The organism is Pseudomonas serbica (assembly GCF_028823535.1).
GTDB lineage: Bacteria > Pseudomonadota > Gammaproteobacteria > Pseudomonadales > Pseudomonadaceae > Aquipseudomonas > Aquipseudomonas serbica.
The window spans coordinates 210489-236518 of sequence record NZ_JAQIYM010000006.1 but is presented as its reverse complement, the minus strand read 5'-3'; the positions used below and the strand labels follow the sequence as shown (position 1 = coordinate 236518).

Annotated in this window: 19 protein-coding genes; 5 read left to right on the top strand and 14 right to left on the bottom strand. The window is 60.4% G+C overall.

The features are described from left to right. Positions 1-44: 44 nt before the first annotated feature. The 8 genes from NQL71_RS11865 to amaB form a co-directional block, all read right to left on the bottom strand. Positions 45-815, bottom strand: coding sequence for an SDR family oxidoreductase (locus NQL71_RS11865; protein ID WP_046819750.1), 771 nt, complete (start codon positions 813-815; stop codon positions 45-47). Between the two features lie 722 nt (positions 816-1537). Beyond that, a complete protein-coding gene (locus tag NQL71_RS11860; protein WP_046819751.1) occupies positions 1538-2257 on the bottom strand; it encodes an ABC transporter ATP-binding protein in 720 nt (239 codons plus the stop codon). Continuing rightward, positions 2254-3126: an ABC transporter ATP-binding protein gene (locus NQL71_RS11855; protein ID WP_046819752.1), complete on the bottom strand. Its 873-nt coding sequence runs from the start codon at positions 3124-3126 to the stop codon at positions 2254-2256. The genes NQL71_RS11860 and NQL71_RS11855 overlap by 4 nt, the downstream gene beginning before the upstream one ends. Next, positions 3123-4406, bottom strand: a complete 1284-nt coding sequence (gene livM, locus NQL71_RS11850; RefSeq protein ID WP_046819753.1) for a high-affinity branched-chain amino acid ABC transporter permease LivM — start codon at positions 4404-4406, stop codon at positions 3123-3125. Before livM ends, NQL71_RS11855 begins: the two co-directional genes overlap by 4 nt. Positions 4407-4409: 3 nt before the next feature. Further along, positions 4410-5324, bottom strand: coding sequence for an ABC transporter permease subunit (locus NQL71_RS11845; protein WP_046819754.1), 915 nt, complete (start codon positions 5322-5324; stop codon positions 4410-4412). 230 nt (positions 5325-5554) lie between these two features. Then, the gene (locus tag NQL71_RS11840) at positions 5555-6688 is read right to left on the bottom strand and encodes a branched-chain amino acid ABC transporter substrate-binding protein (protein WP_020797619.1); all 1134 of its coding nucleotides are present in this window, start codon (positions 6686-6688) and stop codon (positions 5555-5557) included. 363 nt (positions 6689-7051) lie between these two features. Further along, on the bottom strand, positions 7052-8335 hold the full coding sequence (amaA, locus tag NQL71_RS11835) for an L-pipecolate oxidase (protein WP_046819755.1): 1284 nt from the start codon (positions 8333-8335) through the stop codon (positions 7052-7054). A gap of 154 nt (positions 8336-8489) precedes the next feature. Continuing rightward, positions 8490-9980 carry an L-piperidine-6-carboxylate dehydrogenase gene (gene amaB / locus NQL71_RS11830; RefSeq protein ID WP_274642678.1) on the bottom strand — a complete coding sequence of 497 codons (1491 nt, stop codon included), beginning with the start codon at positions 9978-9980 and terminating at the stop codon, positions 8490-8492. A gap of 177 nt (positions 9981-10157) precedes the next feature. Between amaB and NQL71_RS11825 the strand changes: the two genes are divergently transcribed. From NQL71_RS11825 to nadE, 3 genes are all read left to right on the top strand, one after another. Then, the gene (locus NQL71_RS11825) at positions 10158-11045 is read left to right on the top strand and encodes a LysR family transcriptional regulator (protein WP_020797622.1); all 888 of its coding nucleotides are present in this window, start codon (positions 10158-10160) and stop codon (positions 11043-11045) included. 77 nt (positions 11046-11122) lie between these two features. After that, the gene (gene pncB, locus NQL71_RS11820; RefSeq protein ID WP_046819757.1) at positions 11123-12337 is read left to right on the top strand and encodes a nicotinate phosphoribosyltransferase; all 1215 of its coding nucleotides are present in this window, start codon (positions 11123-11125) and stop codon (positions 12335-12337) included. 4 nt (positions 12338-12341) lie between these two features. Beyond that, entirely contained in the window at positions 12342-13169 is an 828-nt protein-coding gene (gene nadE, locus NQL71_RS11815) for an NAD(+) synthase (protein WP_077185390.1), read from the top strand. Between the two features lie 148 nt (positions 13170-13317). On the opposite strand, the gene azu is transcribed toward nadE, so the two are convergent. After that, positions 13318-13764, bottom strand: coding sequence for an azurin (gene azu / locus NQL71_RS11810; RefSeq protein ID WP_046819822.1), 447 nt, complete (start codon positions 13762-13764; stop codon positions 13318-13320). A gap of 344 nt (positions 13765-14108) precedes the next feature. Between azu and NQL71_RS11805 the strand changes: the two genes are divergently transcribed. Both NQL71_RS11805 and NQL71_RS11800 read left to right on the top strand, forming a co-directional pair. After that, entirely contained in the window at positions 14109-14696 is a 588-nt protein-coding gene (locus NQL71_RS11805; RefSeq protein WP_046819823.1) for a cytokinin riboside 5'-monophosphate phosphoribohydrolase, read from the top strand. A gap of 69 nt (positions 14697-14765) precedes the next feature. Next, a complete protein-coding gene (locus NQL71_RS11800) occupies positions 14766-14945 on the top strand; it encodes a hypothetical protein (protein WP_046819824.1) in 180 nt (59 codons plus the stop codon). A gap of 24 nt (positions 14946-14969) precedes the next feature. Here the strand turns inward: NQL71_RS11800 and NQL71_RS11795 are convergent, their stop codons facing one another. From NQL71_RS11795 to dnaB, 5 genes are all read right to left on the bottom strand, one after another. Continuing rightward, positions 14970-15911, bottom strand: coding sequence for a transglutaminase family protein (locus NQL71_RS11795; RefSeq protein ID WP_046819825.1), 942 nt, complete (start codon positions 15909-15911; stop codon positions 14970-14972). After that, positions 15911-18397, bottom strand: a complete 2487-nt coding sequence (locus tag NQL71_RS11790) for a circularly permuted type 2 ATP-grasp protein (RefSeq protein WP_274642677.1) — start codon at positions 18395-18397, stop codon at positions 15911-15913. The genes NQL71_RS11795 and NQL71_RS11790 overlap by 1 nt, the downstream gene beginning before the upstream one ends. A gap of 88 nt (positions 18398-18485) precedes the next feature. After that, complete coding sequence (locus NQL71_RS11785; RefSeq protein WP_274642676.1) at positions 18486-21761, bottom strand: transglutaminase family protein; 3276 nt, start codon at positions 21759-21761, stop codon at positions 18486-18488. Positions 21762-22057: 296 nt separating this feature from the next. After that, positions 22058-24361, bottom strand: coding sequence for a YgiQ family radical SAM protein (locus NQL71_RS11780; protein WP_046819828.1), 2304 nt, complete (start codon positions 24359-24361; stop codon positions 22058-22060). A 189-nt stretch (positions 24362-24550) separates the two neighbouring features. Then, complete coding sequence (gene dnaB, locus NQL71_RS11775) at positions 24551-25948, bottom strand: replicative DNA helicase (protein WP_008058980.1); 1398 nt, start codon at positions 25946-25948, stop codon at positions 24551-24553. Positions 25949-26030 lie beyond the last annotated feature (82 nt).

Here is a 26030-nt window from a genome sequence, read left to right as displayed (position 1 = left end):
CGAGGATCGCGCTGAACCTGCTCGCGAATGGCCATAACGCGGTCTTAAGCCTTGCCACCACTGCGATCAATCGCAAACCCGGCCCAGGTCTGGCTCACCGGCATCAGCTCCAGGCTGTTGATGTTGATATGCGCCGGCGCATTGAGGACCCAGAAAATGGTGTCGGCGATGTCTTGCGGCTGGATCGGCTCGGCACCGGCGTAGGTTGCGTTGTAACGCTCCTGGTCACCGGCGAAACGTACCAGGGAGAACTCGCTTTCGCACAGGCCCGGTTCGATGTTGCTGACCCGCACGCCGGTTCCCTGAAGGTCGCAACGCAGGTTCAGGGAGAACTGTTTGACGAACGCCTTGGTGGCGCCATACACGTGGCTGCCCGGGTACGGATAGTTGCCCGCGATGGATCCCAGGTTGACGATACCGGCGCCACGGCCATGGGCGATCAGGCGCGGCAACAGCAGGCGGGTGCTGTACATCAGGCCTTTGACGTTGGTATCGACCATGGTGTCCCAATCGTCCAGGTCGCACTTGGGCGCAGGGTCGACACCCAGGGCCAGGCCTGCGTTGTTGATAAGTCCGCGCAGCTTGGCGAAGGACGGCGGCAGGTTGGCAATGGCTTCTTCCATAGCCTTGCGGTCACGCACATCGAGCACCAGGCCATGCACTTCGGTCTGCGTCGACAACTCGGCGCACAGGGCATTGAGGCGCTCTTCACGACGCCCCGTCAGCACCAGTTTCCAGCCGGCCTCGGCAAAACGACGGGCACAGGCTTCACCAAAACCGGAAGTCGCGCCGGTGATAAACAGGGTGTTGGACATGGTGTTCTCCTTGCTACGGCTGATTCGCCAGCCATTGGAATAGAAAATCAGCAGGCAGCATGCCCGGCCTTGCGCACAGCGGCAACCGGCGCGCTATCTGTACAAAAAACGAGCAAAGCTTGCAACACCTTGCAGACCGTGGCTTGCAGACATGTGCGCGCACGTTATCCACAGCCCCATCCACACTTTCCGGGGGCAAGTGGAAAAGCTGAAAGCCGCTATCCACAAGGCTTTGCGGGCAGATTTGAAACTTTTTTGCTTGACCCGCATCGGCCTGCTGTGTAGCCGGGGGTCAATTTCCCGACCGGGCGGTCAAGCCTGCAGTGGCGCCAAGCCAGTAACCACGGCCCTCAGCCGAGTCTTTCCAGAGTTTAATCACAGACTTATCCACAGGCTTGCCCACTGTGTTTCACTGCGCTTTCCTCCTTAATAAAAAGGTTGACAAAGCCACCTTGAAGGCCCGAAAAAAAGCCTGATCAAAAAACAACCACAGCTCTGCAGGCCACGGATTCAAAGGCTTTCAGCCAGCTACTCCCACGTTATTCACAGCCAGTTCCACAGTAAACGGGGACAAGTCAAAACCGTGACAAAACAACCATTTGCAGCGGCTTTATGTCGCGGTTTGGGAGGTCGCCAATTTTGTTTTCCACAATTTCCGTTACCACATACGGACGAAAAAAAACGCCCTGATTTCTCAGGGCGTTTTCATTGGACGCTAAGGTTTAGTGCCCGCCGAGATACGCGTTACGCACATCCTCGTTGACCAGCAGCTCCTTGCCAGTACCGGTCATGCGAATCTCGCCATTGACCATCACGTATGCCCGGTCCGACAACCGAAGTGCATGGTTGGCGTTCTGCTCGACCAGGAAAATGGTCATGCCGGTCTTGGCCAGTTCCCGCAGGGTCGCGAAGATCTGCTTGACCACGATGGGCGCCAGCCCAAGGCTCGGCTCATCGAGCAAGAGCAACTTTGGCCGGCTCATCAGGGCCCGGGCGATGGCCAGCATCTGCTGCTCGCCACCGGACATGGTCATTGCACGCTGGGTGCGCCGCTCTTCGAGCCGCGGGAACAGCTGGAACATGCGCTGCATGTCTTCCTTGGCGTATTTGTCGCCAATGGGGATGGTGCCCATCAGCAGGTTTTCCTCGACGGTCATGTCGGGGAACACCCGCCGCCCTTCCGGCGACTGTGCAATGCCGTTGGAGGCGATGTAGTGCGACGACTTGTGGGTAATGTCCACGCCCTGGTAGAGGATCTGCCCGCCTGCCGCCCGCGGCTGGCCGAAGATCGACATCAGCAGGGTCGACTTGCCGGCACCGTTGGAGCCGATCAGGCTGACGGTTTCCCCTTCGTTGATGTGCAGCGAGACGTTCTTCAGCGCCTGGATCGGCCCGTAGAACACATCCAGATCCTTGAGTTCGAGGATGGCTCCGTTAGTCATACGAGCTCCTCTTCATCGGCGCCCAGATAGGCGGCAATCACTTTCGGATCGTTGCGAATTTCGTTGGGACCTCCCTCGGCGATGACGACGCCGTGGTCCAGTACCACGATGTGGTCGGAAATACTCATTACCATGCCCATGTCGTGTTCGATCAGCACCACGGTCAGATCGTGCTCGTCGCGCAGCAGACGGATCATCGCGCTCAGCGCTTCGGTTTCCTGAGGGTTGAGGCCGGCGGCCGGCTCGTCCAGGCAGATGATCTGCGGACGGGTGCACATGGCCCGGGCAATTTCCAGACGGCGTTGCTGGCCGTAGGACAGTTCGCCCGCCAGACGGTTGGCACAGTCCACCAGGTCCACCACTTCCAGCCAGTAGAAGGCGTGGTCCAGTGCATCGCTTTCGGCCTTGCGGTAGCCCTTGGTATTAAGGATACCGGCCAGCATGTTGCGGTTGACCCACATGTGCTGGGCCACCAGCAGGTTTTCCAGCACCGACATTTCCTTGAACAGGCGAATGTTCTGGAACGTCCGCGCCAGGCCAGCACGGTTCACCAGGTGGGTGCCGCCGAACATCTTGTAGCGCAGCCGGGTGATGAAGCTTTTGGGCGAGACGAAATCGGTCGCCTTGAACGATTCGCCGAGCAGCTTGATGACGTTGGTCTGCTGCCCGCGCACATTGAGTTCGATCTTGCCGCCGGAGGCCTTGTAGAACCCCGTCAGGCAGTTGAACACGGTAGTCTTGCCGGCGCCGTTGGGGCCGATCAGGGCGAAGATCGAGTTGCGCTTGACCTTCAGGCTGACATCATTCAAAGCCTTGATGCCGCCAAAGTGCATCATCAGCTTCTCTACGGAGAGTACGACTTCGCTCATGGCGCTACTCCTTTACGCGGGGTCACACCGGTACGGCTGATCCGAATCAGGCCGCGCGGTCGCCAGATCATCATCAACACCATCAGGATGCCGAACAGCAGCACACGGTATTCGGCGAAGCCACGCAGCAGTTCCGGGGCCACGGTCAGGACGAAGGCGGCAATCACCACGCCGATGGTCGAGCCCATGCCACCAAGGACCACGATGGCGAGGATCAGGGCCGATTCGAAGAAGGTGAACGAGGTCGGGTTAACGAACCCTTGGTAGGTGGCGAAGAACACGCCGGCCAGACCGGCCGTCGATGCGCCGATGGTGAATGCCGAGAGCTTGACCAGCACGTGGTTCAGGCCCATGGAGCGGCAGGCGATTTCGTCTTCACGCAGGGCTTCCCAAGCGCGGCCGACAGGCATCTTGACCAGACGATGCTTGACGTACAACACGGCCAGAACCACCAGGAACAACACCGCGTAGATGAAGTAGTACTTCACATCCGGGTTGTAGGCGATGCCGAAGAACTCGTGGAACGGCACGCCGCCGTCCTTCGCGCGCTTGCCGAATTCCAGGCCGAAGAAGGTCGGCAGTGGTGCCGGCATGCCGTTCGGGCCGCCGGTCAGGGACAGCCAGTTGTTGAGGATCAGCCGGATGATTTCACCAAAGCCCAGGGTCACGATCGCCAGGTAGTCACCGTGCAGGCGCAGCACCGGGAACCCGAGGATGCAACCGGCCAGCCCGGCGGTGATCGCCGCCAGCGGCAGCACCGTCCAGAAACCCAGCCCCAGGTACTGATAACCGAGTGCAAGGCCGTAGGCACCGATGGCGTAGAACGCCACGTAACCCAGGTCAAGCAGGCCGGCCAGGCCGACCACGATGTTCAGCCCCAGGCCCAGCAACACGTAGATCAACCCGAGGATGACCACGCCCAGCAGGTAGGAGTTGGAGAAAAACGGGAACACCACGGCGATGACGATCATCAACGGGATGATCCAGCGCAGGCGCGACTTGTAGTCAGGTGCCAGTACATGAACTCCGGAACCGGTGCTTTCAAAGCCTTCGAGGATGCTCAAACCCTTGGGGGTTTGCAGGAACATGCTCAAGGCAAAGCGACCGGCCATGACGATAGCGACGATCCACGCCACGCGAGTGGTTTCCAGGTTGAATCCGTAGCCTTCGAGGACAACGCCGACAATCGGCCCGAACACGATCAGGGCGATGAGGCCGGCAAGAATCGCGTCAACCAGACTTTTTTTGAGATCAATGGTTTTTTTAGTGGTTGAGGACATCGCTTACACCTTCGACACAAGAGGACGGCCGAGCAGGCCTTGGGGCCGAAAGACCAGAACGAGAACCAGCAGCGAGAAGCTGAAAACGTCTTTGTAGTCCGAGTTCACCAGGCCAGAGAACAGCGACTCGGAAATCCCGAGGATGATCCCGCCCAGCATGGCGCCTGGCAGTGAGCCGATCCCGCCGAGCACCGCGGCAGTGAAGGCCTTGATGCCGATGATGAAGCCGGCATAGAAGTCGAACGTGCCGTAGTTCATGGTGATCAGCACGCCGGCCAGGGCCGCCATCGCTGCACCGATGATGAACACATAGGAAATCACCCGGTCGGTGTTGATCCCCAGGATCGAAGCCATCTTGCGGTCTTGCTGGGTCGCGCGGCACATGCGGCCGAGCTTGGTGTACTTGATGATGTAGGTCAGCGCGGCCATGCCGACAAACGCGGCGACCAGGATGAACACCTTGGTGTAGGTCAACTGCACGAAACCTGTTCCGACCTCGACACGCCAGGCCCCCGTGAGCAACGTCGGGACGCCCTGTTGCTTGGCACCCTGGGCGATCTGCGCATAGTTTTGCAGGATCAGCGAGATACCGATGGCGCTGATCAGCGGTGCCAGTCGGGTGGAGTTACGCAGGGGTTTGTAGGCGACGCGCTCGATGACCCAGCCGTACACCGCCGTGACGACGATGGTGAAGATCAGGGTGCCGAGCATCAGCAGAGGGAAGGATTCAATACCGAAGTATGCCAGCAGAGCCAGACTGATCGCCGCGAGGTAAGCGGAAATCATGTAAACCTCGCCGTGGGCGAAGTTGATCATGCCGATGATGCCATAGACCATTGTGTAGCCGATGGCGATCAGGCCATAGACCGACCCGAGGGTCAGGCCGTTGACCAGTTGCTGCAGGAAAATACCATCCATAACGCAATCTCACGCAATGAGAACCTGCACAGGTGGCTGCGCGGTTCTTCTAAGGAAAATACAGATTTACGTCGGAGCAATGTCAGTCAGGGTCCCACACCGCCCCTGTAGGAGCTGGCTTGCCAGCGAAAGCGGTGCATCAGTCAACACGCTGTCGACTGGTCTGGCGCCTTCGCGGGCAAGCCCGCTCACACAAAGGATCAGTGGGGCTCAGCTGATCGGGTCAGCCCTTACTTCTGTTTTTCCAGCTGGTGGTATTTGCCATCCTTGTCCCACTGGTAAACCACGTAGTCGGAGACCTTCAGGTCGCCCTTGCTGTCCCAGGTCTTCTCGCCCATGACGGTCTTGACCGGGTTTTTCTTCAGCCACGCAGCCGCTTCTTCGCCCTTGTTGGATTTGGCGCCGTTGAAAGCCGCCGCCAGGGTCTGGACCGAAGCGTAGGCGTACAGGGTATAGCCTTCAGGCTCGGTACCGGCCTTGCGGAAGGCGTCTACCACGGTCTTGCTGTCTGGCAGCAGGCGTGGGTCTGCACCGAAGGTCATCAGCACGCCGTCGACGAATTGCGGACCGCCAGCGGTGGTTACCAGTTCGTCGGTCACGATGCCGTCGTCAGACATGAACTTGACGTCCTTCAGGCCTTGTTCACGCAGTTGGCGAACCAGAGGACCGGCTTCCGGGTGCAGGCCACCGAAGTAGACTACGTCGGCGCCGGCACCGCGGATCTTGGTCACGATGGTGCTGAAGTCTTTCTCACCACGGGTCAGGCCTTCGTACAGCACAGGCGTTACGCCGCGCTTGACCAGCTGGGCCTTCGTAGCGTCAGCCAGGCCTTGGCCGTAGGTGTCCTTGTCATGCAGGACAACAACCTTCTTGCCCTTGAGCACGTCGACGATGTAGTCGCCGGCCACGATGCCTTGCTGGTCGTCACGACCGCACATGCGGAACATGGCGCTCAGGCCGCGTTCGGTAACCTGTGGGTTGGTGGAACCTGGAGTGATGGCGATGATGCCCGCTTCGTCGTAGATCTCGGAGGCCGGGATGGTCGACGAGGAGCAGAAGTGACCGACCACGCCGGCAACTTTCTGGTTCGTCAGGTCCTTGGCGACCGTTACAGCCTGTTTCGGTTCGCAGGCGTCATCGCCCTTGACCAGTACGATTTTTTCCCCGTTGACGCCGCCCGCTGCGTTGACCGCATCGGCTGCTGCCTGTGCACCCTTCATGTACTGCTCGCCAAATGCCGCATTGGCGCCCGTCATTGGACCCGCTACGCCGATCTTGATGTCGGCCTGGGCAAACGCAGAAACACCCAACGCAGCTGCCACTGCGAGGGCCAGAAAGCCTTTCTTGTAAAACGTCTGGGACATGAGGTGGTGCTCCATGGTTTTTTTAATTGGCACTGCGACTTCACTGACTGCTCAGAGCAAGGGCCGTGCCATCGGTTTTTTATTCTTAAAAAAGTCGCTGCTTTATTATTATTTCGACTGTCTCGGGCCCATTTTCATTGGGCGTGCAACCGTCTAAACCGCGGAAGGTGAAACCATTATTTTTTTGAGGCGCAACCCGCCTGCGCCATCATTGCAACCGCGGCACCAAACGACGTGCAACCAGCCTGTAACAACGTGCGTCACCGAAGTGCACACTGCTGGTGCGGGGACTGCTACAACCCGCACCATTACAGGCTAGCTGCTGATCGAAAAAGCGCCGCTTCCCACTACGAAAATCAACATTCAAATCACGATCCGCAAGCACTGGCCCGCGTGATACAGCGAAAATCCCGCCTCGTATAAACAGCTGCGCAACCCCACGCCGGCCAATGGCTGCATGGGTGCGAAGGGAATCGGTAGCGCCTGAGGATTTTTGTTACACAAGTAATCGGCAAAAGCCTTGCCGACCACCGTCCCCGTGGTCACGCCCCGGCCGTTATAACCGGTGACTGCCACTAAACCGGGCGCAGGCTCGAACAGGCGCATCAAATGATCGGGGGTGAAGGCGATGCACCCGGTCCAGGTGCACTCCCATTCCACCGGTTTGAGATAGGGAAAGTAATGCTGCTGGACCCGATCGGCCCAGGCCTTGAGAAACCAGGCCGGCTTCTGGTTGCCATTACCGAGGCTACCGAGCAGTAGGCGCCCGTCCTTGTCCCGGCGAATGCTGCTGAGCACCTGGCGGGTGTCCCAGGAGCCCTGGCCGCCGGGCAGGATTTGCTGTGCGGCGTCTTCGGTCAGAGGGACTGAAGCCACCTGGTAGTAATAACCGGGAAAGAAATTGCGTCGCAGCTCGGTCCAATCGCCTTCGGTGTAGGCGTTGGACGCGATCACCACTTGCTCGGCCAGCACCGAACCCTGCGCGGTTTGTACTGACCAGCGCTGACCTTGACGCTCAAGACGGGTGACCGGGGAATGATCGAACAACTGACCGCCCAAGCCAACGGCCGCCTTGGCCAACCCAGTGGTGTAGGCCATCGGGTTGAGCGTGCCAGCACGGCGATCGAGCAATGCGGCGGCGATTTTTTTGGTGCCCGTCGCTTGCTCGCAAACTTGCCCCGTCAGCAGCTCGACTGGCGCGCCACGGCGCTTCCACTGCTCTTCACGACTGCGCAGATCCGCTTCGCCACGGGCGTTGTGCGCCATGTGCAGCGTGCCTTCGCGGCGCAACTGGCAATCGATGTTGTATTTGTCCACAAGGCTGAACACCAGGGAAGGTGCTGCGCCAAGCATGCGGTTGAGCTGACTGCCCACCGCCGTTCCAAACCCGGCTTCGATTTCGTCCGGTGGAATCCACATCCCGGCATTGACCAGCCCGACGTTGCGCCCCGAGCCGCCATGCCCTGCACGATGGGCTTCCAGCACACAAACCGTCTTGCCCTGCTCCAGCAGATGCACCGCCGCCGACAGCCCGGTAAAACCGGCGCCAATGACGCAGACATCAACCTTCACTTCACCCTTGAGCGCCGCATTGTCGGGCCTTTGTGGCGTCAATTTTTCCCACAGACACTCTTCGCGTAACGGCATTGCCAGACTCCAACAGAAACCTAACCAACACACAAATCAGTGTGGGAGCAGGCGTGCTCGCGAAAGCGGTATGTCAGCCACCAATAATGTCGACTGTCAGATTGCATTCGCGAGCAAGCCCGCTCCCACCGGGGATCACTGTTTGACTCGAGATTTAGTCAAACGTAATTCCCTGCGCCAACGGCAACTCCAGCGAATAGTTCACGGTATTGGTCTGACGGCGCATGTACCCGCGCCATGCATCGGAGCCCGACTCACGACCACCCCCAGTCTCCTTCTCACCCCCAAACGCACCACCGATTTCCGCACCGCTCGGCCCGATGTTGACGTTGGCGATGCCGCAGTCGCTGCCCACCGCCGACATGAATTGCTCGGCTTCACGCACGTCGGCGGTGAAGATGCAGGAGGACAGGCCTTGTGGCACGGCGTTGTTCAAGCGCAAGGCTTCGTTGAAATCGCTATAGCCAACCACGTACAGGATCGGCGCGAAGGTTTCATGGCAGACCACGTAACTCTGTTCCGGCATTTCGACGATGGCCGGCGAAACGTAGTAGGCGTTCGGGAATTTGTCTTCCAGCTGACGCTTGCCGCCGAAAACCCGGCCGCCTTCGCTCAGTGCCTGTTCCAGCGCGTCCTGCATATTGTCGAAGCTTTGCTTGTCGATCAGCGGGCCGACCAGGTTGCCTTCCAGCGGATGGCCGATGCGCACTTTGGAGTAGGCAGCCTTGAGGCGGGTGACGATTTCTTCTTTCACCGACTCATGGGCGATCAGGCGACGCAGGGTGGTGCAGCGCTGACCGGCAGTGCCGACGGCGCTGAACAGGATCGCGCGAACGGCCATGTCCAGATCGGCGCTTGGGCCGAGGATCATCGCGTTGTTGCCGCCCAGCTCGAGGATGCTGCGGGCGAAACGCGCGGCGATTTTCGGCGCCACTTCACGGCCCATGCGGGTGCTGCCCGTGGCGCTGACCAGCGCGACTCGCGGGTCATCAACCAAGGCTTCGCCGGCATCGCGCCCGCCAATGACGACCTGGCTCAGGTGCGGTGGCGCATCGCTGAAGTTTTTCAGGACGCGGTCGAACAGCGCCTGGCAGGCCAGTGCGGTCAATGGCGTTTTTTCCGACGGCTTCCAGATCACCGGGTTGCCGCAGACCAGCGCCAGCGCCGCGTTCCAGGCCCAGACCGCGACCGGGAAGTTAAAGGCGCTGATCACGCCGACGACGCCCAGCGGGTGCCAGGTCTCGCGCATGTGGTGGCCAGGACGCTCGGAGGCGATGGTCAAGCCATACAGTTGACGCGACAGGCCGACGGCGAAGTCGCAGATGTCGATCATTTCCTGAACTTCACCCAGGCCTTCCTGAGTGATCTTGCCCGCCTCCCAGGACACCAGCTCGCCCAGATCGGCCTTGTATTCGCGCAGGATGTCACCCAGTTGACGCACCAGTTCGCCACGACGCGGTGCCGGAACCTTGCGCCACAGTTCGAATGCATGATCTGCACGACTGATGTGCTGCTCGACTTCAGCGGCACCTTCCCAGTTGACGGTGGCAATCGTGCTGCCATCGATCGGCGAATGCACCGGCACCTTGCCGTTCTGGTACAGGGCCGGGTTCACACCAAGACGATCAAGCAATGCGGCAACCATGGGTCACTCCTCAAGCAAAAAACGGAACGTGTGCAGTCGCCGGATCACGACTGATCAGACCTGTAGTTTTAGCGCTCCCGAGGTTACTCAACAAACGACCATTAAGAGAGATATCATTCCGTTTATTCATGCTGTGCATTGCTGGCAATACAGAAACAAGTACAAAAAGGATCGCCCATGCTGAACAAACGCTATTTGCCCTCGATCGCTGCGCTGCAGTGTTTCGAAGCCGTGACCCGCCACCTGAGCTTCACCCGGGCCGCGGAAGAGCTGAACCTGACCCAGAGCGCCGTCAGTAAACAAGTGGCGCAACTGGAAGAGCTGCTGCAGCACCTGCTGTTTCGCCGGGTTCGCCGGCGCCTGCAGATGACGCCAGCGGGCGATTTGTACCTGGTGGAAGTACGAAAAATCCTAACCCAGGTCGAGATGTCGACCCATTACCTGCGTTCCTACGGTGGTGAAACCGAAGTCCTGCGCGTTTCGACACCTTCGACCTTCGGCGCGCGCTGGCTGGTGCCACGCCTCAAGGGCTGGCGCCTGCGCCATCCGTCGATCCATCTGGACCTGTGCAATGAACAGGAAGCCGACGATCTGCTGCAAGGTCGCAGCGACCTGGCGTTCTACTTCGGCCAGGGTTCAAGGCCTGGTACCGAATGCCTGAAGCTATTCAGTGAAGAGCTTGTGCCGGTGTGTGCACCAGGCAGCCTCCCCGACACGCCGTTCACCGACCCGACGCAACTCACCGACCTGGTCCTGCTGCAAAACGCCTCCCGCCCCCAAGCCTGGCACGACTGGTTCGACAGTCAGGGCTACCACACCGAACACAGCTACCACGGCCCGCGCTTCGAAACCTTCTATATGTGTATCCGCGCGGCGCAGGTCGGCTGCGGCGTGGCGCTGCTGCCACGGTTCCTGGTGGAAGAGGAACTGGCCGACGGCAAACTGGTCATTCCCTGGCAGCATGCAATGCCCAGCACCGACGCCTATTACCTGGCGTACCCCGAACACTCGGCGGAGGTGCCCAAGGTGCGCGATTTCGTGAAGTGGATGCTGGAGCAGGTGTAGGGCCGATTCAAAAATCACTGGCAATAACCACCACCGATATGCGCCACTAGCCTTATTCCATGTGGAGAACCCCCGTTATGAGCGAGAGTGTATTTGCCGATCGCATCGTGCAGAACCTGCTCGACACCGACTTCTACAAGCTGACGATGATGCAGGCGGTGCTGCACAACTACCCCAACGTAGAAGTCGAATGGGAGTTTCGTTGCCGTAACAGCGAGGATTTGCGCCCCTATCTGGCGGAGATCCGTTTCCAGATCGAACGGCTGGCCGAGCTGAGCCTGAGCGCCGACCAATTGAGTTTCCTGGAGCGTATCAGCTTCCTGAAGCCGGATTTCCTGCGCTTTCTCGGGCTATTTCGCTTCAACCTGCGCTACATCCACACTGGCATCGAAAACGGTGAACTGTTCATCCGCCTGCGTGGGCCGTGGTTGCATGTGATCCTGTTCGAGGTGCCAATATTGGCGATCGTCAGCGAAGTGCGTAATCGCTATCGCTATCGGGAAATCGTCCTGGAACAGGCGCGCGAGCAGCTGTATCGCAAGTTCGACTGGCTGACCGCCAACGCCAGCAGCGATGAATTGTCCCAATTGCAGGTAGCCGATTTCGGCACGCGCCGGCGCTTTTCGTACCGGGTGCAGGAAGAAGTGGTGAACGTGCTCAAGCACGACTTTCCCGGGCGTTTCGTCGGCACCAGCAACGTGCACCTGTCCCGGGAGCTGGATATGAAACCGCTGGGCACCATGGCCCACGAATGGATCATGGCGCACCAGCAACTTGGCCCACGGCTGATCGATAGCCAGATTGCCGCCCTCGATTGCTGGGTTCGCGAATACCGCGGCCTGCTTGGCATCGCCCTGACCGACTGCATTACCATTGATGCCTTCCTCGGCGACTTCGACCTGTTTTTCGCCAAGCTCTTCGACGGTTTGCGCCACGATTCCGGTGACCCGGTGCTCTGGGCAGAAAAGGCCATCGCGCACTATCACAAGCTCGGCATCGACCCGATGAGCAAGACCCTGACCTTCTCCGACAGCCTGACGCTGCCCAAGGCACTGGACATATTCCGCGCGCTACGAGGTCGTATCAATGTCAGCTTCGGCATCGGCACCAACCTGACCTGTGACATTCCAGGTGTCGAACCCATGAGCATCGTGCTTAAAATGACTGCCTGCAACGGCGCGCCGGTGGCAAAGATCTCCGACGAGCCCGGCAAGACTCACTGCAAAGACCCGAATTTCGTCGCCTATTTGCGACACGTTTTCCAAGTTCCTGCCCCCTCTAGCAAGGAGTGAATTCATGCAAGCCGTACAGCGTGAGATTGCTGAACAGCTCAAGGTACAACCACCGTTCGCCGACGAAGCCGCCCTCGAAGCTGAAGTCGCCCGGCGGATTACCTTCATCCAGGATTGCCTGGTCAATTCCGGGCTCAAGACCCTGGTGCTGGGCATCAGTGGCGGTGTCGACTCCCTGACCGCCGGCCTGCTGGCCCAGCGCGCCATGCGTGAACTGCGCGAGCGCAGTGGTGACGCCGGTTACAAGTTCATTGCCGTACGCCTGCCGTACGAAACCCAGTTCGATGAACACGACGCCCAGGCCTCGGTGGACTTCATCAATCCGGACGAGCGCCACACAGTGAACATCGGCCCGGCGGTCAAATCCCTGGCCAACGAAGTCGCAGCGTTCGAAGGCAAGCATGCGGTATCGGTGGATTTCGTCCTCGGCAACACCAAGGCGCGCATGCGCATGGTCGCCCAGTACACCATCGCTGGCGCAGCCCATGGCCTGGTGATCGGCACCGATCATGCAGCGGAAGCGGTGATGGGTTTCTTCACCAAGTTCGGTGACGGCGCCTGCGACCTGGCACCGCTCAGCGGACTGGTAAAAAACCAGGTCCGCGCCATCGCCCGCAGCTTCGGTGCACCGGAATCGCTGGTAGAGAAAGTCCCGACGGCCGACCTGGAAGACCTGTCACCGGGCAAACCAGACGAAGCGTCCCATGGCGTGACCTACGCCGAGATCGACGCCTTCCTGCACGGCGAGCCGGTGCGTGAGGAAGCGTTCAAGATCATCGTCAATACGTACAACAAGACCCATCACAAGCGGGTGATGCCGTTTGCGCCTTGAGTAACGTGGCGTCTGGACCGACGCCATCGCTGGCAAGCCAGCTCCTACAGGGGTATCTGTCGTTGCCCGATGACGGGATCGACACAAATCTGTAGGAGGTACAAAAAAAGCGTCCCATGGGGACGCTTTTTTTATGTGCGTGATTCGATTACTTCAGGGTAACCGTGCCTTTCATCATCGAGATGTGGCCCGGGAACGAGCAGAAGAAGCCGTATTTTTCAGCCGCGTCGAGCTTCGACACGTCGAAGGTCACCGAGTCGGTTTCCTTGGCGCCGATCACCTTGGTGTGAGCGATAACGCGGGCATCGCCTTCCTTCAGGTAGTTCTTGTCGATGCCGGCGCTCAGGCCGTCGGTGGCGATCGGCTGCATGTCGGCTTCTTTACTCAGCACCCAGTTATGACCCATGACGTTCTTCGGCAGGTTGCCGGAGTGGGTCAGTTCAACGGTGAAGGTCTTGCAGCTCTTGTCGATCTCGATGGCCTTGGTGTTGAAGGACATCTGATCGGTGGAATCGATGGTCGTCTTGCACTCGGCAGCCATCAGTTGGCTGCTGGCCAGTGTCAACAGGGATACCGCAACAAGTTTGGCAAACATGGTGAATCTCCAAGGCAGGGTGAATGAATGATGCGAATGGACAGAAGACTGCCTGAAAACTTCGCAAGTTCCTATGACCTGAAGCAAAAATTGTATACAACTTTCGGGCTATGAGACCGATCAAGACAATCTACCAGCCAGGTGTCTGTCCCGGCCCTATCATCAGACCGTCCTCATTTTCTGGAGCGTCTGTCATGTTCATCAACAGCCTGTTGTGCAGCCTGCTCGCCGCGTACGCCTGCGGTGCCAGCGGTACCTGCGAAACGCCCAAGCGCGAAGTTTAGCCCTTGGAGCGTAGCGCGCCTGCCTTTACTCTGTGGCCCTGATCGACCCTGGAGCAAGGCATGTCTTTAACATCCGTTTGTGTATTCTGCGGCGCCAGCACTGGCACCAACCCGGCTTATCGTGAAGCAGCCGTGGCCCTTGGCCAGGCATTGGCTGAACGCAAGCTGACCCTGGTCTACGGCGGCGGGGCCGTGGGCCTGATGGGTATTGTTGCCGACGCGGCATTGGCGGCGGGCGGCGAAGTGATCGGCATCATCCCGCAGAGCCTCAAGGACAAGGAAATCGGCCACAGCGGCCTGACCCGCCTGGAAGTGGTCGACGGCATGCATGCGCGCAAGGCGCGGATGGCCGAACTCAGCGATGCCTTCATCGCTCTGCCCGGCGGCCTGGGTACCCTGGAAGAATTGTTCGAAGTCTGGACCTGGGGCCAATTGGGCTACCATGGCAAACCGCTGGGCTTGCTGGAAGTGAATGGTTTCTACAGCAAACTTACCGGTTTTCTTGATCACATCGTCGGCGAAGGCTTCGTTCGCGCGGCACACCGTGACATGCTGCAGGTGAGCGAATCGCCGCAGACGCTGCTCAACGCCCTCGATCTTTGGGAGCCGACAGTTGCGCCCAAGTGGGTCGAGCAAAAACCCGACTAACGACTTGGCACCGATACAGGGCAGAATACGCGCCGCTCAAACCTCACCTTCGACCCCAGAGGATCGCCCATGGCCAAACCCAATTACTCCTTCGCCAAACGTCAGAGAGACCTGGCCAAGGAACAGAAGAAAGAGGAAAAACTTCAGCGCAAGAAAGCAATGGCTGACGAAGCGGCACTGAACCCTGACGGTGAAGTTGCAGCAGATGACGATGTTGATGCACCGAAAGATCAGGCGCCCGACGCCTGAGTCCCTCCGGGCCGGATGATTTGATCAGGCCCACGGATCTGTGACCGGGGTTGGCAGCTTCGCTGTTGACCCCCGCTCCTGCAATGGCATCACTGTGACGCGAACTTCGGGGTCATGGTTGCCGCCCCCCAGAATGACCCCACGCAGCGGCGACACATCGGAGAAGTCCCGGCCCCAGGCCAGGGTGATGTGCTCCAGTGCCGGCTGCACATTGTTGGTCGGATCGAAATCCACCCAGCCCGACACCGGGCAATAAACCGACACCCAGGCATGGGACGCATCGGCGCCGATCAAGCGCGGCTGGCCCGGCGGTGGCTGGGTCAGCAAGTAACCGCTGATGTAACGCGCCGCCAATCCACGGGAACGCACGCAAGCGAGCATCAGGTGGGCAAAGTCCTGACAAACCCCGCGCCGGCGCTCCAGTACTTCCACCAACGGAGTGGCTACCTGCGTCGCTTCGGCATCGAAGGTGAATTCGCTGAAGATTTTCTCCATCAAGGCCTGGACGCCGAGCAGCAGCGGCCTTCCTGCCGGAAAGCAGCTCTCGGAAAACTCGACGAAGTTGCGCTTTAAATGCACATAAGGGGATTCGAACCGGTATCGGCAGGCTTCGAGCAGTTCAGGCGCAAGCGGCTGGCTGCTGTAGGTTAGCGCGCTGCGGGTGGCTTCCCACGCTGGAGACTGATTGAAGTCGACCAAGGCTCGGGGCAGCACCTCGATTGTCAGGCTGGCATTGACCAGCAGTTCATCATGGGGACGTTCGAACGCCAGGCGGGTCAACGGGTTGCCGAACACATCCAGTTCATCGCGGCGCGAAGTCGGGTCCGGGCTGATTTGCAGTTGCTGATCGGAGCAACGCTGCCACGCACAGGGCCTGGGCCACAGATGTGCCAGTTGCTGGGCCAGGGACACCGGGCTGTCATAGTGATAATGGGTATCGTGGAAAATCTGGTAGTGAGCGCTCATCAGACGGACACCGTGCGCTGGCTGACATCATCGACATGGGCAAAATGACGCAAGGCCAGGCGATCCGAGACCTGCCCGCTGGCATCGGCGATCTCTTGCAGCAGATCGGCCAGTCCTTCGATGGCCGCGCGGACGCTGGCGGTGCCAAACAAAGGGTTTTCCAGGCAGGCCAGGTCGAAGCACGCCAAACGCTCCACCAACTGTGGCAACCCCGCTTCGCGCGGTGTGCCGAAGTCGTCGCACAGGCGTTTGAGCGTGCGGGTCACCAGTTTCAACTGGAAAAGCACCGCGTGCGGGTTCTGCTCGTCAAGCAACAACAGGTCGAGCACCGGGATCAATTGCGCCACCGCGAGATACCGCGAACGATAAGTGATGCTGCTGTTGCCCAGCTCCAGCAACCACTCCAGCCCCGCCTGATCGAACGCGCCGGCGCCCCGCAGGAACGCCGCCAGACTGCCGCTGAGGAATTGCAGACGCTCAATGCGCCGTCCGATCATCAGGAATCGCCAGCCTTCGTCCCGGGTCATGTCGTCCAGCGCAAAACCGGACAGCGCTGCCAGAGACATCACCAGGCGGTTGAGGAAATCCAGCAATTCACCGAAGTCCGGCTCGTCGGTCTCAAGCTCCATCGCTTCACGTTGCAACTCGACCAGCGCCTGCCAGTTTTCCCGCGAGAGCTTGCCGCGCACCTGCGAGGCCGCCCATTGCAAACGCTGCAGGTTGGAACGCAGGCTGAATGGCCAGTCGGTGCCGAGTATTGCGGCCAGCAACCGCTCGGGCAGTTCACCTTCATCGGGTAGCAGGTTCAGTCGCTCGCCGAGATCGACCGCAGCGTCCAGGGCCTGCGGGTCATCGCCGTCGACATACCGTGCCAGCATGATGCGTAGTAATCGCGCACTGTCATCGCAGCGTTCACAGTACCGACCAAACCAGAACAGGTTTTCCACTACCCGCGATGGCAGATACGGATCGCGCCGCACCAGGTCATGTACGCCGATGTTACGCTGGGTTTTCCATTGTTCGCCGCTGGGTGGGCGATTCCCCAGCACCCAGGTGTCTTTGCTTGCGCCGCCCCGCTGCATCGACACCACTTCGGCATCCGCCTCTGCAGCCACACGCGTCAAACCACCTGGCAACACCCGATAGCCTTCACGACTGGCTACCGCATACACACGCATGCCGATGGCCCGGGGTTGCAATAGACCATCCTCGGCCTGCCAGACAGGCGCCTGGGACAGCTGGGCAAGTTCTTGCGCTACATAGGCATATGGACGCGCCTGCATGCGCTCGGTGAGTTCATCGCGCTGTTTTTCACTCAAATCCCGACCGAATACCGGGGCAAAGCTCTGGGACGGAAACGCAGGTTTGATCAGTAGTTCCGGCAGTTTTTCCAGGGCCTGGGCCAGAACCGGTGCTTCCCCGCACCACCAAGTGGCAATGGACGGCAGTATCAGCTCTTCGCCAAACAGGAATTGATTGATCTTCGGCAGAAAGCCCAGCAAGCCCGGCGACTCCAGCACGCCGCTGCCGAGGGCGTTGGCTACCAGCACCCGTCCTTGCCGCACGGCTTCAAGCAGGCCCGGTACGCCCAGGGCCGAGTCGGTGCGCAATTCGAGCGGATCGCAGAAGTCGTCATCGAGCCGGCGCATGATCGCATGGACCCGACGCAGGCCGCTGAGGGTCTTCAGGTAGACCGTGGCATCGCGAACCGTCAGGTCGCCGCCCTCCACCAGCGGATAGCCGAGCTGGCGCGCCAGGTAAAGATGCTCGAAATAGCTTTCGTTGAAACGCCCCGGCGTCAGCAGGACCACCAAGGGGGCCTCTTCGTCGCTTGGCGCCTGGCGGGCCAGGGTTTCCTGGAGGGTGCGGAAAAATCCGGCCAGGTGCTGCACCTTCAAGTCACGGTACAACTCGGGAAAGGCCCGGGACACGATGGTGCGGTTTTCCAGGGCGTAGCCAGCCCCGGACGGCGCCTGGGTGCGGTCCGCCGTTACCCACCAGCGGCCATCGGGGGTGCGCGCAAGATCCACGGCGTACAGATGCAGGAAGGCGCCGTCAGGCGGCTGGATGCCCTGACAGGGCCAGAGGAAATTGTTGTGGCCAAATACCAGCTCGGCCGGCAGCAGCCCTTCGGCGATCAAGCGTTGCGGGCCATAGAGATCGGCCAGCACGGCATTGAGCAAGCGCGCGCGCTGGGCGATGCCGGTGGACAATCGCTCCCACTCATCGGCGGCAATCACATGGGGCAGCAAGTCCAGCTCCCAGGGCCTATCGGCGCCCTTGGGATCGGCATAGACGTTATAGGTGACGCCGTTTTCCTGGATCTGCCGGGCCAGCAGCGCCTGACGCTGCACCAACTGCGCGGGTGTGCTGCGCTGCAACTGATCGAACAGCCGACGCCAGTGCGGCCGTACGGCACCGCTGTCGTCGAGCAGTTCGTGATAGGTGCCCGCCGTCAGCGGGTAGCGGTCTAGCAGGTCAGGCATGGAAAGCTCGGCAGACAGCAATGATCGGTCAGACTAACGCACGCTCATGACACCCGGATAGACGAAAAATCCGGGCGTCGCGTACGAATTAGAAACGTCGTAAATCGAGCGTCATCGGCAGCTCGTCGTTAATTTCCATATTCGGTATCGGAAGTTTCCCCGGCGTGTGTCCGATACGGAAAAAACGCGCCATGCGCCGGCTCTCGGCTTCATTGGCGTTCACTGGCAAGGTCTCGTAGTTGCGCCCGCCCGGATGGGCGACGTGGTACTGGCAACCGCCCAGCGAACGCCCCATCCAGGTGTCGAGCAGGTCGAACACCAGCGGCGCATGGACCGGGATGGTCGGCTGCAGACAGTTGGCCGGTTGCCAGGCACGGAAGCGCACCCCGGCGACGAACTCACCGACCCGTCCGGTGGGCTGCAACGGCACAGGTATGCCGTTGCAGGTCAGCAGATAGCGTTGCGGCGCCAATCCGCTGAGCTTGACCTGCAGGCGCTCCAGAGACGAGTCGACGTAGCGCACCGTGCCACCGACCGCGCCCTCCTCGCCCAGCACATGCCATGGCTCAAGTGCCTGGCGCAATTCCAGCTCGATGCCATTGACCGCGTAGTCGCCAACCTTGGGAAAGCGGAATTGCAGGTGCGCCGCGAACCACTCGGCCCGCACCGGATAGCCGGCGGCATCAAGGTCGTCGATAACGTCGGCGAAATCCTGTTCGATAAAATGCGGCAACAGGAACCGGTCGTGCAGCTCCGTGCCCCAGCGCGCCAATTTCGGCGGCGCATAAGGCTCGCGCCAGAACCGTGCGACCAACGCCCGCAGCAATAGCTGCTGGGCCAGGCTCATGCGCGCATGGGGCGGCATTTCAAACGCGCGCAACTCCAGCAAGCCCAGGCGACCGGTCGCACCATCCGGCGAATACAGTTTGTCGATGCAGAACTCGGCGCGGTGAGTGTTGCCGGTCACGTCGATCAACAGGTTGCGCAGCAGTCGGTCCACCAGCCAGGGCGCGCACTCCTCGCCAGGCGCAGGCATCTGGGCGAAGGCAATTTCCAGCTCATACAAGGCGTCATTGCGCGCTTCATCAATGCGCGGGGCCTGGGATGTCGGGCCGATGAACAGTCCGGAAAACAGGTAGGACAGCGAAGGGTGGTTATGCCAGTAGCTGATCAGGCTGCGCAGCAAATCCGGACGCCGCAGAAACGGTGAGTCAGCCGGTGTCGCGCCCCCCAGTACGAAATGGTTACCCCCACCGGTGCCGGTATGCCGCCCGTCTATCAGGAATTTCTCTGTGGTGAGTCGGGTCTGGCGCGCTTCTTCGTAAAGAAACTCAGTGCGTTCAACCAGTTCATCCCAGCTCGCCGAAGGTTGCACGTTGACTTCGATCACACCCGGATCAGGGGTGATGCGAAAGTTGCTCAAGCGCGGATCGCTCGGTGGCTCGTAGCCTTCCAGCAACACCGGGCAATGCAGTTCCTCGGCGGTAGCTTCGATGGCGGCCACCAGCTCCAGATAGTCTTCGACCCGCTCCAGCGGTGGCATGAACAGGTACAACCGGCCTTCCCGCGCTTCGGCGCAGAACGCGGTGCGCGTCAGCCAGTCGGCGGACTCATCGACCTTCGGCACCCGATCTTCAGTCAGTGCCGCCGCGCCCTGGCGCTGTAGTTGCCCGACGTCAGGCAGCGGCGGGAAATCCTGGTTAGGATCGTTGGGGTGAATGAACGGATACTCCGCCGCCTTCACCCACGGTTGCGAAGCCAGTGGCAGTCGATACCCCAGCGGCGAGTCCCCCGGCACCAGGCGGCAGTGCTCGTCACGCAGATACCAGCGGCCGCTTTGCCATTGATCGCCCTTGGCGGTGCGTGCGAGCGGCAGGACCTGGCCAATGACCTTGTCCAGGCCCTGACTGAAGACTTTGCGCAAACGCGCGCGCTCCAGAGGCTCCTCGAGTCGCGAGTCTTCGGCACTGACGTTTTGCGGCAATGCGCCTTCGCGCCAGAGGTAATAGAAATTATCTTCGTACGCTGGAAACACAAAGCGTGGCGCAATGTTCAATCGCTCGGCGACACTCGCCAGGAAACGCCCGGCCAGCGCGCCATCGGCGCCGTAATCGGCCTGCTCGTCGGCGATCAGCGCGCTGTTGTGCCAGATCGGCACGCCGTCGCGGCGCCAATAACAATTGAGCGACCAGCGTGGCAGTTGTTCGCCCGGGTACCATTTGCCCTGGCCAAAATGCACCAGGCCTTGCGGGGCATAACGTTTACGCATGCGCTGGAACAATTCGGCGGACAGTCGACGCTTGGTTGGGCCCAGCGCCGCAGTGTTCCACTCGGCGCCGTCCGGGTCATCGATGGACACGAACGTCGGTTCACCGCCCATGGTCAGGCGCACATCGCCCGCCAGCAGGTCGGCGTCGATCTTATGACCGAGGGCCTGGATCGCTTGCCACTGCTCTTCGGTGTAGGGTTTGGTGACCCGCGGGGCTTCCCAAATCCGCTCCACCGACATTTCATGGCTGAATTCGCACTCGCACGGTTCCACCAAGCCACTGATCGGTGCCGCAGAGGATGGATCGGGACTACAGGCCAACGGAATGTGTCCTTCTCCGGCAAACAGCCCGGAGGTCGCATCCAGGCCGATCCAGCCGGCACCGGGCAGGTACACCTCGCACCAGGCGTGCAGGTCGGTGAAGTCCACGTCGGTGCCCGAAGGACCATCCAGGCTTTTCAGGTCGGCGGTCAATTGAATCAGGTAGCCCGACACGAAACGCGCGGCCAGTCCCAGGTTGCGCAGCAGTTGCACCAGCAGCCACGCCGAATCGCGGCAGGAACCGGAGCCCTGCTCCAGGGTGTGTTCGGGCGTTTGCACCCCCGGCTCCATGCGGATCAGGTAGTTGATGTCATCGCTCAGACGCTGGTTGAGCGCAACGAGGAAATCCACCGCCGGCAGGGGCGTGCGATCGATGCCGTCCAGATAGGCCTGGAACTTCGGCGTCAGGGGCAAGGTTTCCAGGTACGGCGCCAGTTCCTTGCGCTCATCGGTGGCGTAGGCGAATGGAATCTTTTCGGCGTAGGGCTCGAGGAAAAAATCGAACGGATTGAACACCGCCATTTCCGCCAGCAGATCGACTTCGATTCGCAGCTCGTCGGTTTTTTCCGGGAACACCAGCCGCGCCAGATAATTACCCTGGGGGTCCTGCTGCCAGTTGATGAAATGCTGCTCGGGCGAGACTTTCAGCGCATAGGAGAGTATCCGCGTGCGACTGTGGGCAGCCGGACGCAGACGAACAATCTGTGGACCCAGCTCGACAGCGCGGTCATAGCGGTAATGTGTGACGTGGTGCAATGCGACATGAATCGACACGGCGTGCCTCCTGCGAGCCCTAAGCGTATTGGAAAGCGCGCAAGACTTATGCCATCGCGCAGCGCTGGCGCTTTCTCCGTTTGCAGGAGGCAGTACAGCACCAAAATCGGGCGATGCGGGAAATTGCTTCGAGAGAGTTGCACGTATTTGTGGCGGCCAGTTGCATAGTCGTCGCCCACGCTGGCCTCTTCGCGGGCTTGCCCGCCAAGAGGCCAGAGGCTCCAGCACAAATGGTTAAACCCTGAAACGCAAAACGCCAACCCGAAGGTTGGCGTTTTGTTCAGCTCAAGCGCAGCTTAGCGCGGCACGACCGGCTTGCGCGCAGGCTTGGGCCCTTTGCCTTTGGCCGCTTCCTTGCGCTCCTTGGCCGCCTGCTGGTTGCGGGCGAACGCCGCCGCCTTAGCCTGCTCGCGTTTGTCCCACGGGTTGCCGCCATCGCTGGCGCGCGGTGGCAGGCCGGTGTGCTGGGTCAGGATCTTGGTGGTCTTTTCCCCAGCAACCTTGTGGCTGCCAGCCGGCGTCGAGTTCTTGCGACGGGCGCTCTGGTAGCTGTCGGTGGACGGTTGGTGCAGCGGGATCAACTGGTTCTTCCCCGGCCCGATCAGGTCGGCGCGGCCCATGCGGGTCAATGCTTCACGCAGCATCGGCCAACCTTTAGGGTCGTGATAACGCAAGAATGCCTTGTGTAGTCGGCGCTGTTCTTCGCTCTTGACGATGGTCACCGCGTCACTCTTGTAGGTGACCTTGCGCAGCGGGTTCTTGCCTGAGTGGTACATCGCGGTGGCGGTGGCCATCGGCGACGGGTAGAACGCCTGCACCTGGTCGGCACGGAAACCGTTGCCCTTGAGCCACAGCGCCAGGTTCATCATGTCTTCGTCGGTGGTGCCCGGGTGGGCGGCGATGAAGTACGGAATCAGGTACTGCTCCTTGCCCGCTTCCTTGGAGTACTTCTCGAACATGCGCTTGAACTTGTCATAGCTGCCAATGCCCGGTTTCATCATCTGGTTGAGCGGACCTTCCTCGGTGTGTTCCGGGGCGATCTTCAGGTAGCCACCGACGTGGTGGGTCACCAGCTCTTTAACGTATTCCGGCGACTCGACCGCGAGGTCGTAGCGCAGGCCGGAAGCGATGAGGATTTTTTTCACACCCGGCAATTCACGGGCACTGCGGTACAGCTGGATCAGCGCCGAGTGGTCGGTGTTCAGGTTCGGGCAGATGCCAGGGAACACGCAGGATGGCTTGCGGCACGCGGATTCGATTTCCGGGGTCTTGCAGGCGATGCGATACATGTTCGCGGTCGGGCCGCCCAGGTCGGAGATCACGCCGGTAAAGCCCGGGACCTTGTCACGAATCTCTTCGATTTCGCGAATGATCGACTCATGGGAGCGGTTCTGGATGATCCGGCCTTCGTGCTCGGTGATCGAACAGAAGGTGCAGCCGCCGAAGCAGCCACGCATGATGTTCACCGAGAAGCGGATCATGTCGTAGGCCGGAATTTTCTCCTTGCCATACGCCGGATGCGGAACACGGGCGTAAGGCATGCCGAACACGTAGTCCATCTCTTCGGTGGTCATCGGAATCGGTGGCGGGTTGAACCAAACGTCCACTTCGCCATGCTTCTGCACCAGCGCACGGGCGTTGCCCGGGTTGGTTTCCAGGTGCAGCACGCGGTTGGCGTGGGCGTAGAGCACCGCGTCGTTGCGGACTTTTTCCACTGACGGCAGGCGAATCACGGTCTTGTCGCGAGTCATGCGCGGGCTGGCCAGGATCTGTACGACCTTGGCTTCCTGCGGATCCTCGACCGGTCCCTTCTCCTGCTCGATGGCGCAAGCCTGGGTATCCTGGGTGTTCACGTACGGGTTGATGATCTTGTCGATCTTGCCCGGACGGTCGATGCGCGTGGAGTCGACTTCGTACCAGTCTTTGGGCGTGTCGCGACGGATGAAGGCGGTGCCGCGCACATCGGTGATGTCTTCGATCTTGTGACCGTAGGACAGGCGCTGGGCGACTTCGACGATCGCACGCTCGGCGTTGCCATAGAGCAGGATGTCGGCGCAGGCGTCGATCAGGATCGAGTTGCGTACCCGGTCCTGCCAGTAATCGTAGTGGGCGATCCGGCGCAGGGACGCTTCGATGCCGCCAAGCACGATCGGCACGTTTTTGTAGGCTTCCTTGCAGCGCTGGCTGTAGACCAGGCTCGCGCGGTCCGGGCGTTTGCCCGCCAGGCCACCCGGTGTGTAGGCATCGTCGGAACGGATTTTCTTGTCGGCGGTGTAGCGGTTGATCATCGAGTCCATGTTGCCGGCCGCGACACCGAAGAACAGGTTCGGCTCGCCGAGCTTCATGAAGTCGTCTTTGGACTGCCAGTTTGGCTGGGCAATGATGCCGACACGGAAGCCCTGGGATTCCAGCAGCCGGCCGATGATCGCCATGCCGAACGACGGGTGATCGACGTAGGCATCACCGGTGACGATGATGATGTCACAGGAATCCCAGCCGAGCTGATCCATCTCCTCCCTGCTCATGGGCAGGAATGGCGCTGGTCCGAAACATTCGGCCCAGTACTTGGGATAGTCAAATAACGGCTTGGCTGCTTGCATGTCGATAACCGGTGTTGGCTTTCATTGAATTTCGCGGGCGCGGAATATAGCACAAATTTTGACCAATTCCGACGGCTGTGGTCGGAAATTGGTGGCACCCCTTTCGCGAGCAAGCTCGCTCCCACAGAGATCACACTAAGCCTGTGGGAGCGAGCCTGCTCGCGAAGAGGCCATATCAGACGCTATGACTTACTCGTCATCGTCGAAGTTATAACTGCCCGGCGCCAGGTTCTCGAATCGTGTGTACTTGCCGATAAAGGCCAGGCGGATGAAGCCGATCGGCCCGTTACGCTGCTTGCCGATGATGATCTCGGCAATGCCTTTGTGCTCGGTCTCGGGGTGATACACCTCGTCGCGATACACGAACATGATCACGTCGGCGTCCTGCTCGATCGCTCCGGATTCGCGCAAGTCGGAGTTCACCGGGCGCTTGTTCGGGCGTTGTTCCAGGGAACGGTTGAGCTGGGACAAGGCCACTACCGGGCAGTTGAATTCCTTGGCCAGGGCTTTCAGGGATCGGGAGATCTCGGAAATCTCGTTGGTCCGGTTGTCACCACTGGAGCCCGGGATCTGCATCAGCTGCAGGTAGTCGATCATGATCAGGCCGACTTCACCATGCTCACGCACCAGGCGGCGGGTCCGGGCACGCATTTCCGACGGGCTGATACCGGCGGTATCGTCGATGAACAGCTTGCGATCGTTGAGCAGATTGACCGCCGAGGTCAGGCGCGGCCAATCGTCATCTTCCAACTGACCGGAACGGACCTTGGTCTGGTCGATGCGCCCGAGCGACGACAACATACGCATGATCAGCGATTCACCTGGCATCTCCAGGGAGTAAACCAGAACCGCCTTCTCGCTGCGCAACACGGCGTTTTCCACCAGGTTCATGGCAAAGGTGGTCTTACCCATGGACGGACGGCCGGCGACGATGATCAGGTCGGCCGGTTGCAGGCCGCTGGTCTTCTCGTCGAGGTCGGTGTAGCCGGTGGACAGTCCGGTGATGGCGTTGTCGGTGTTGAACAAGGTGTCGATGCGGTCGATGGCCTTGGTCAGCAGGTCATTCACCCCCACCGGCCCACCGGTTTTCGGCCGGGCCTCGGCGATCTGGAAGATCTGCCGCTCGGCTTCGTCGAGAATCTCGGCGGCGGTACGACCTTCCGGGTTGAAAGCGCTGTCTGCGATTTCGGTGCTGATACCGATCAGTTGGCGCAAGGTTGCCCGCTCACGAACGATCTGCGCATAGGCCTTGATGTTGGCGACCGATGGCGTGTTTTTCGCCAGTTCGCCCAGGTAACCGAGGCCGCCGACCTGTGACGTCTGACCTTCCTTGTCCAGTTGCTCGGACAGGGTCACGACGTCGATCGGCATGTTCTGATCGGCCAGCTTGGCGATCGCACGGAAGATCAGACGGTGGTCATGTCGATAGAAATCACCGTCGGAGACTTGATCGAGCACGCGCTCCCAGGCGTTGTTGTCCAGCATCAGACCACCGAGGACAGCCTGTTCGGCTTCGATGGAATGCGGCGGCACCTTCAGCGCGGCGGTTTGCAGATCGTATTGCTCAGGAGCGGAGATTTCGTTCATGGCCACTTGGTTTTTTAAGAAAAGCAGGGGTTTGAAAACGGGTGTTACCAGAAAGACAAAGGGCACGACCTGTAAACAGGAT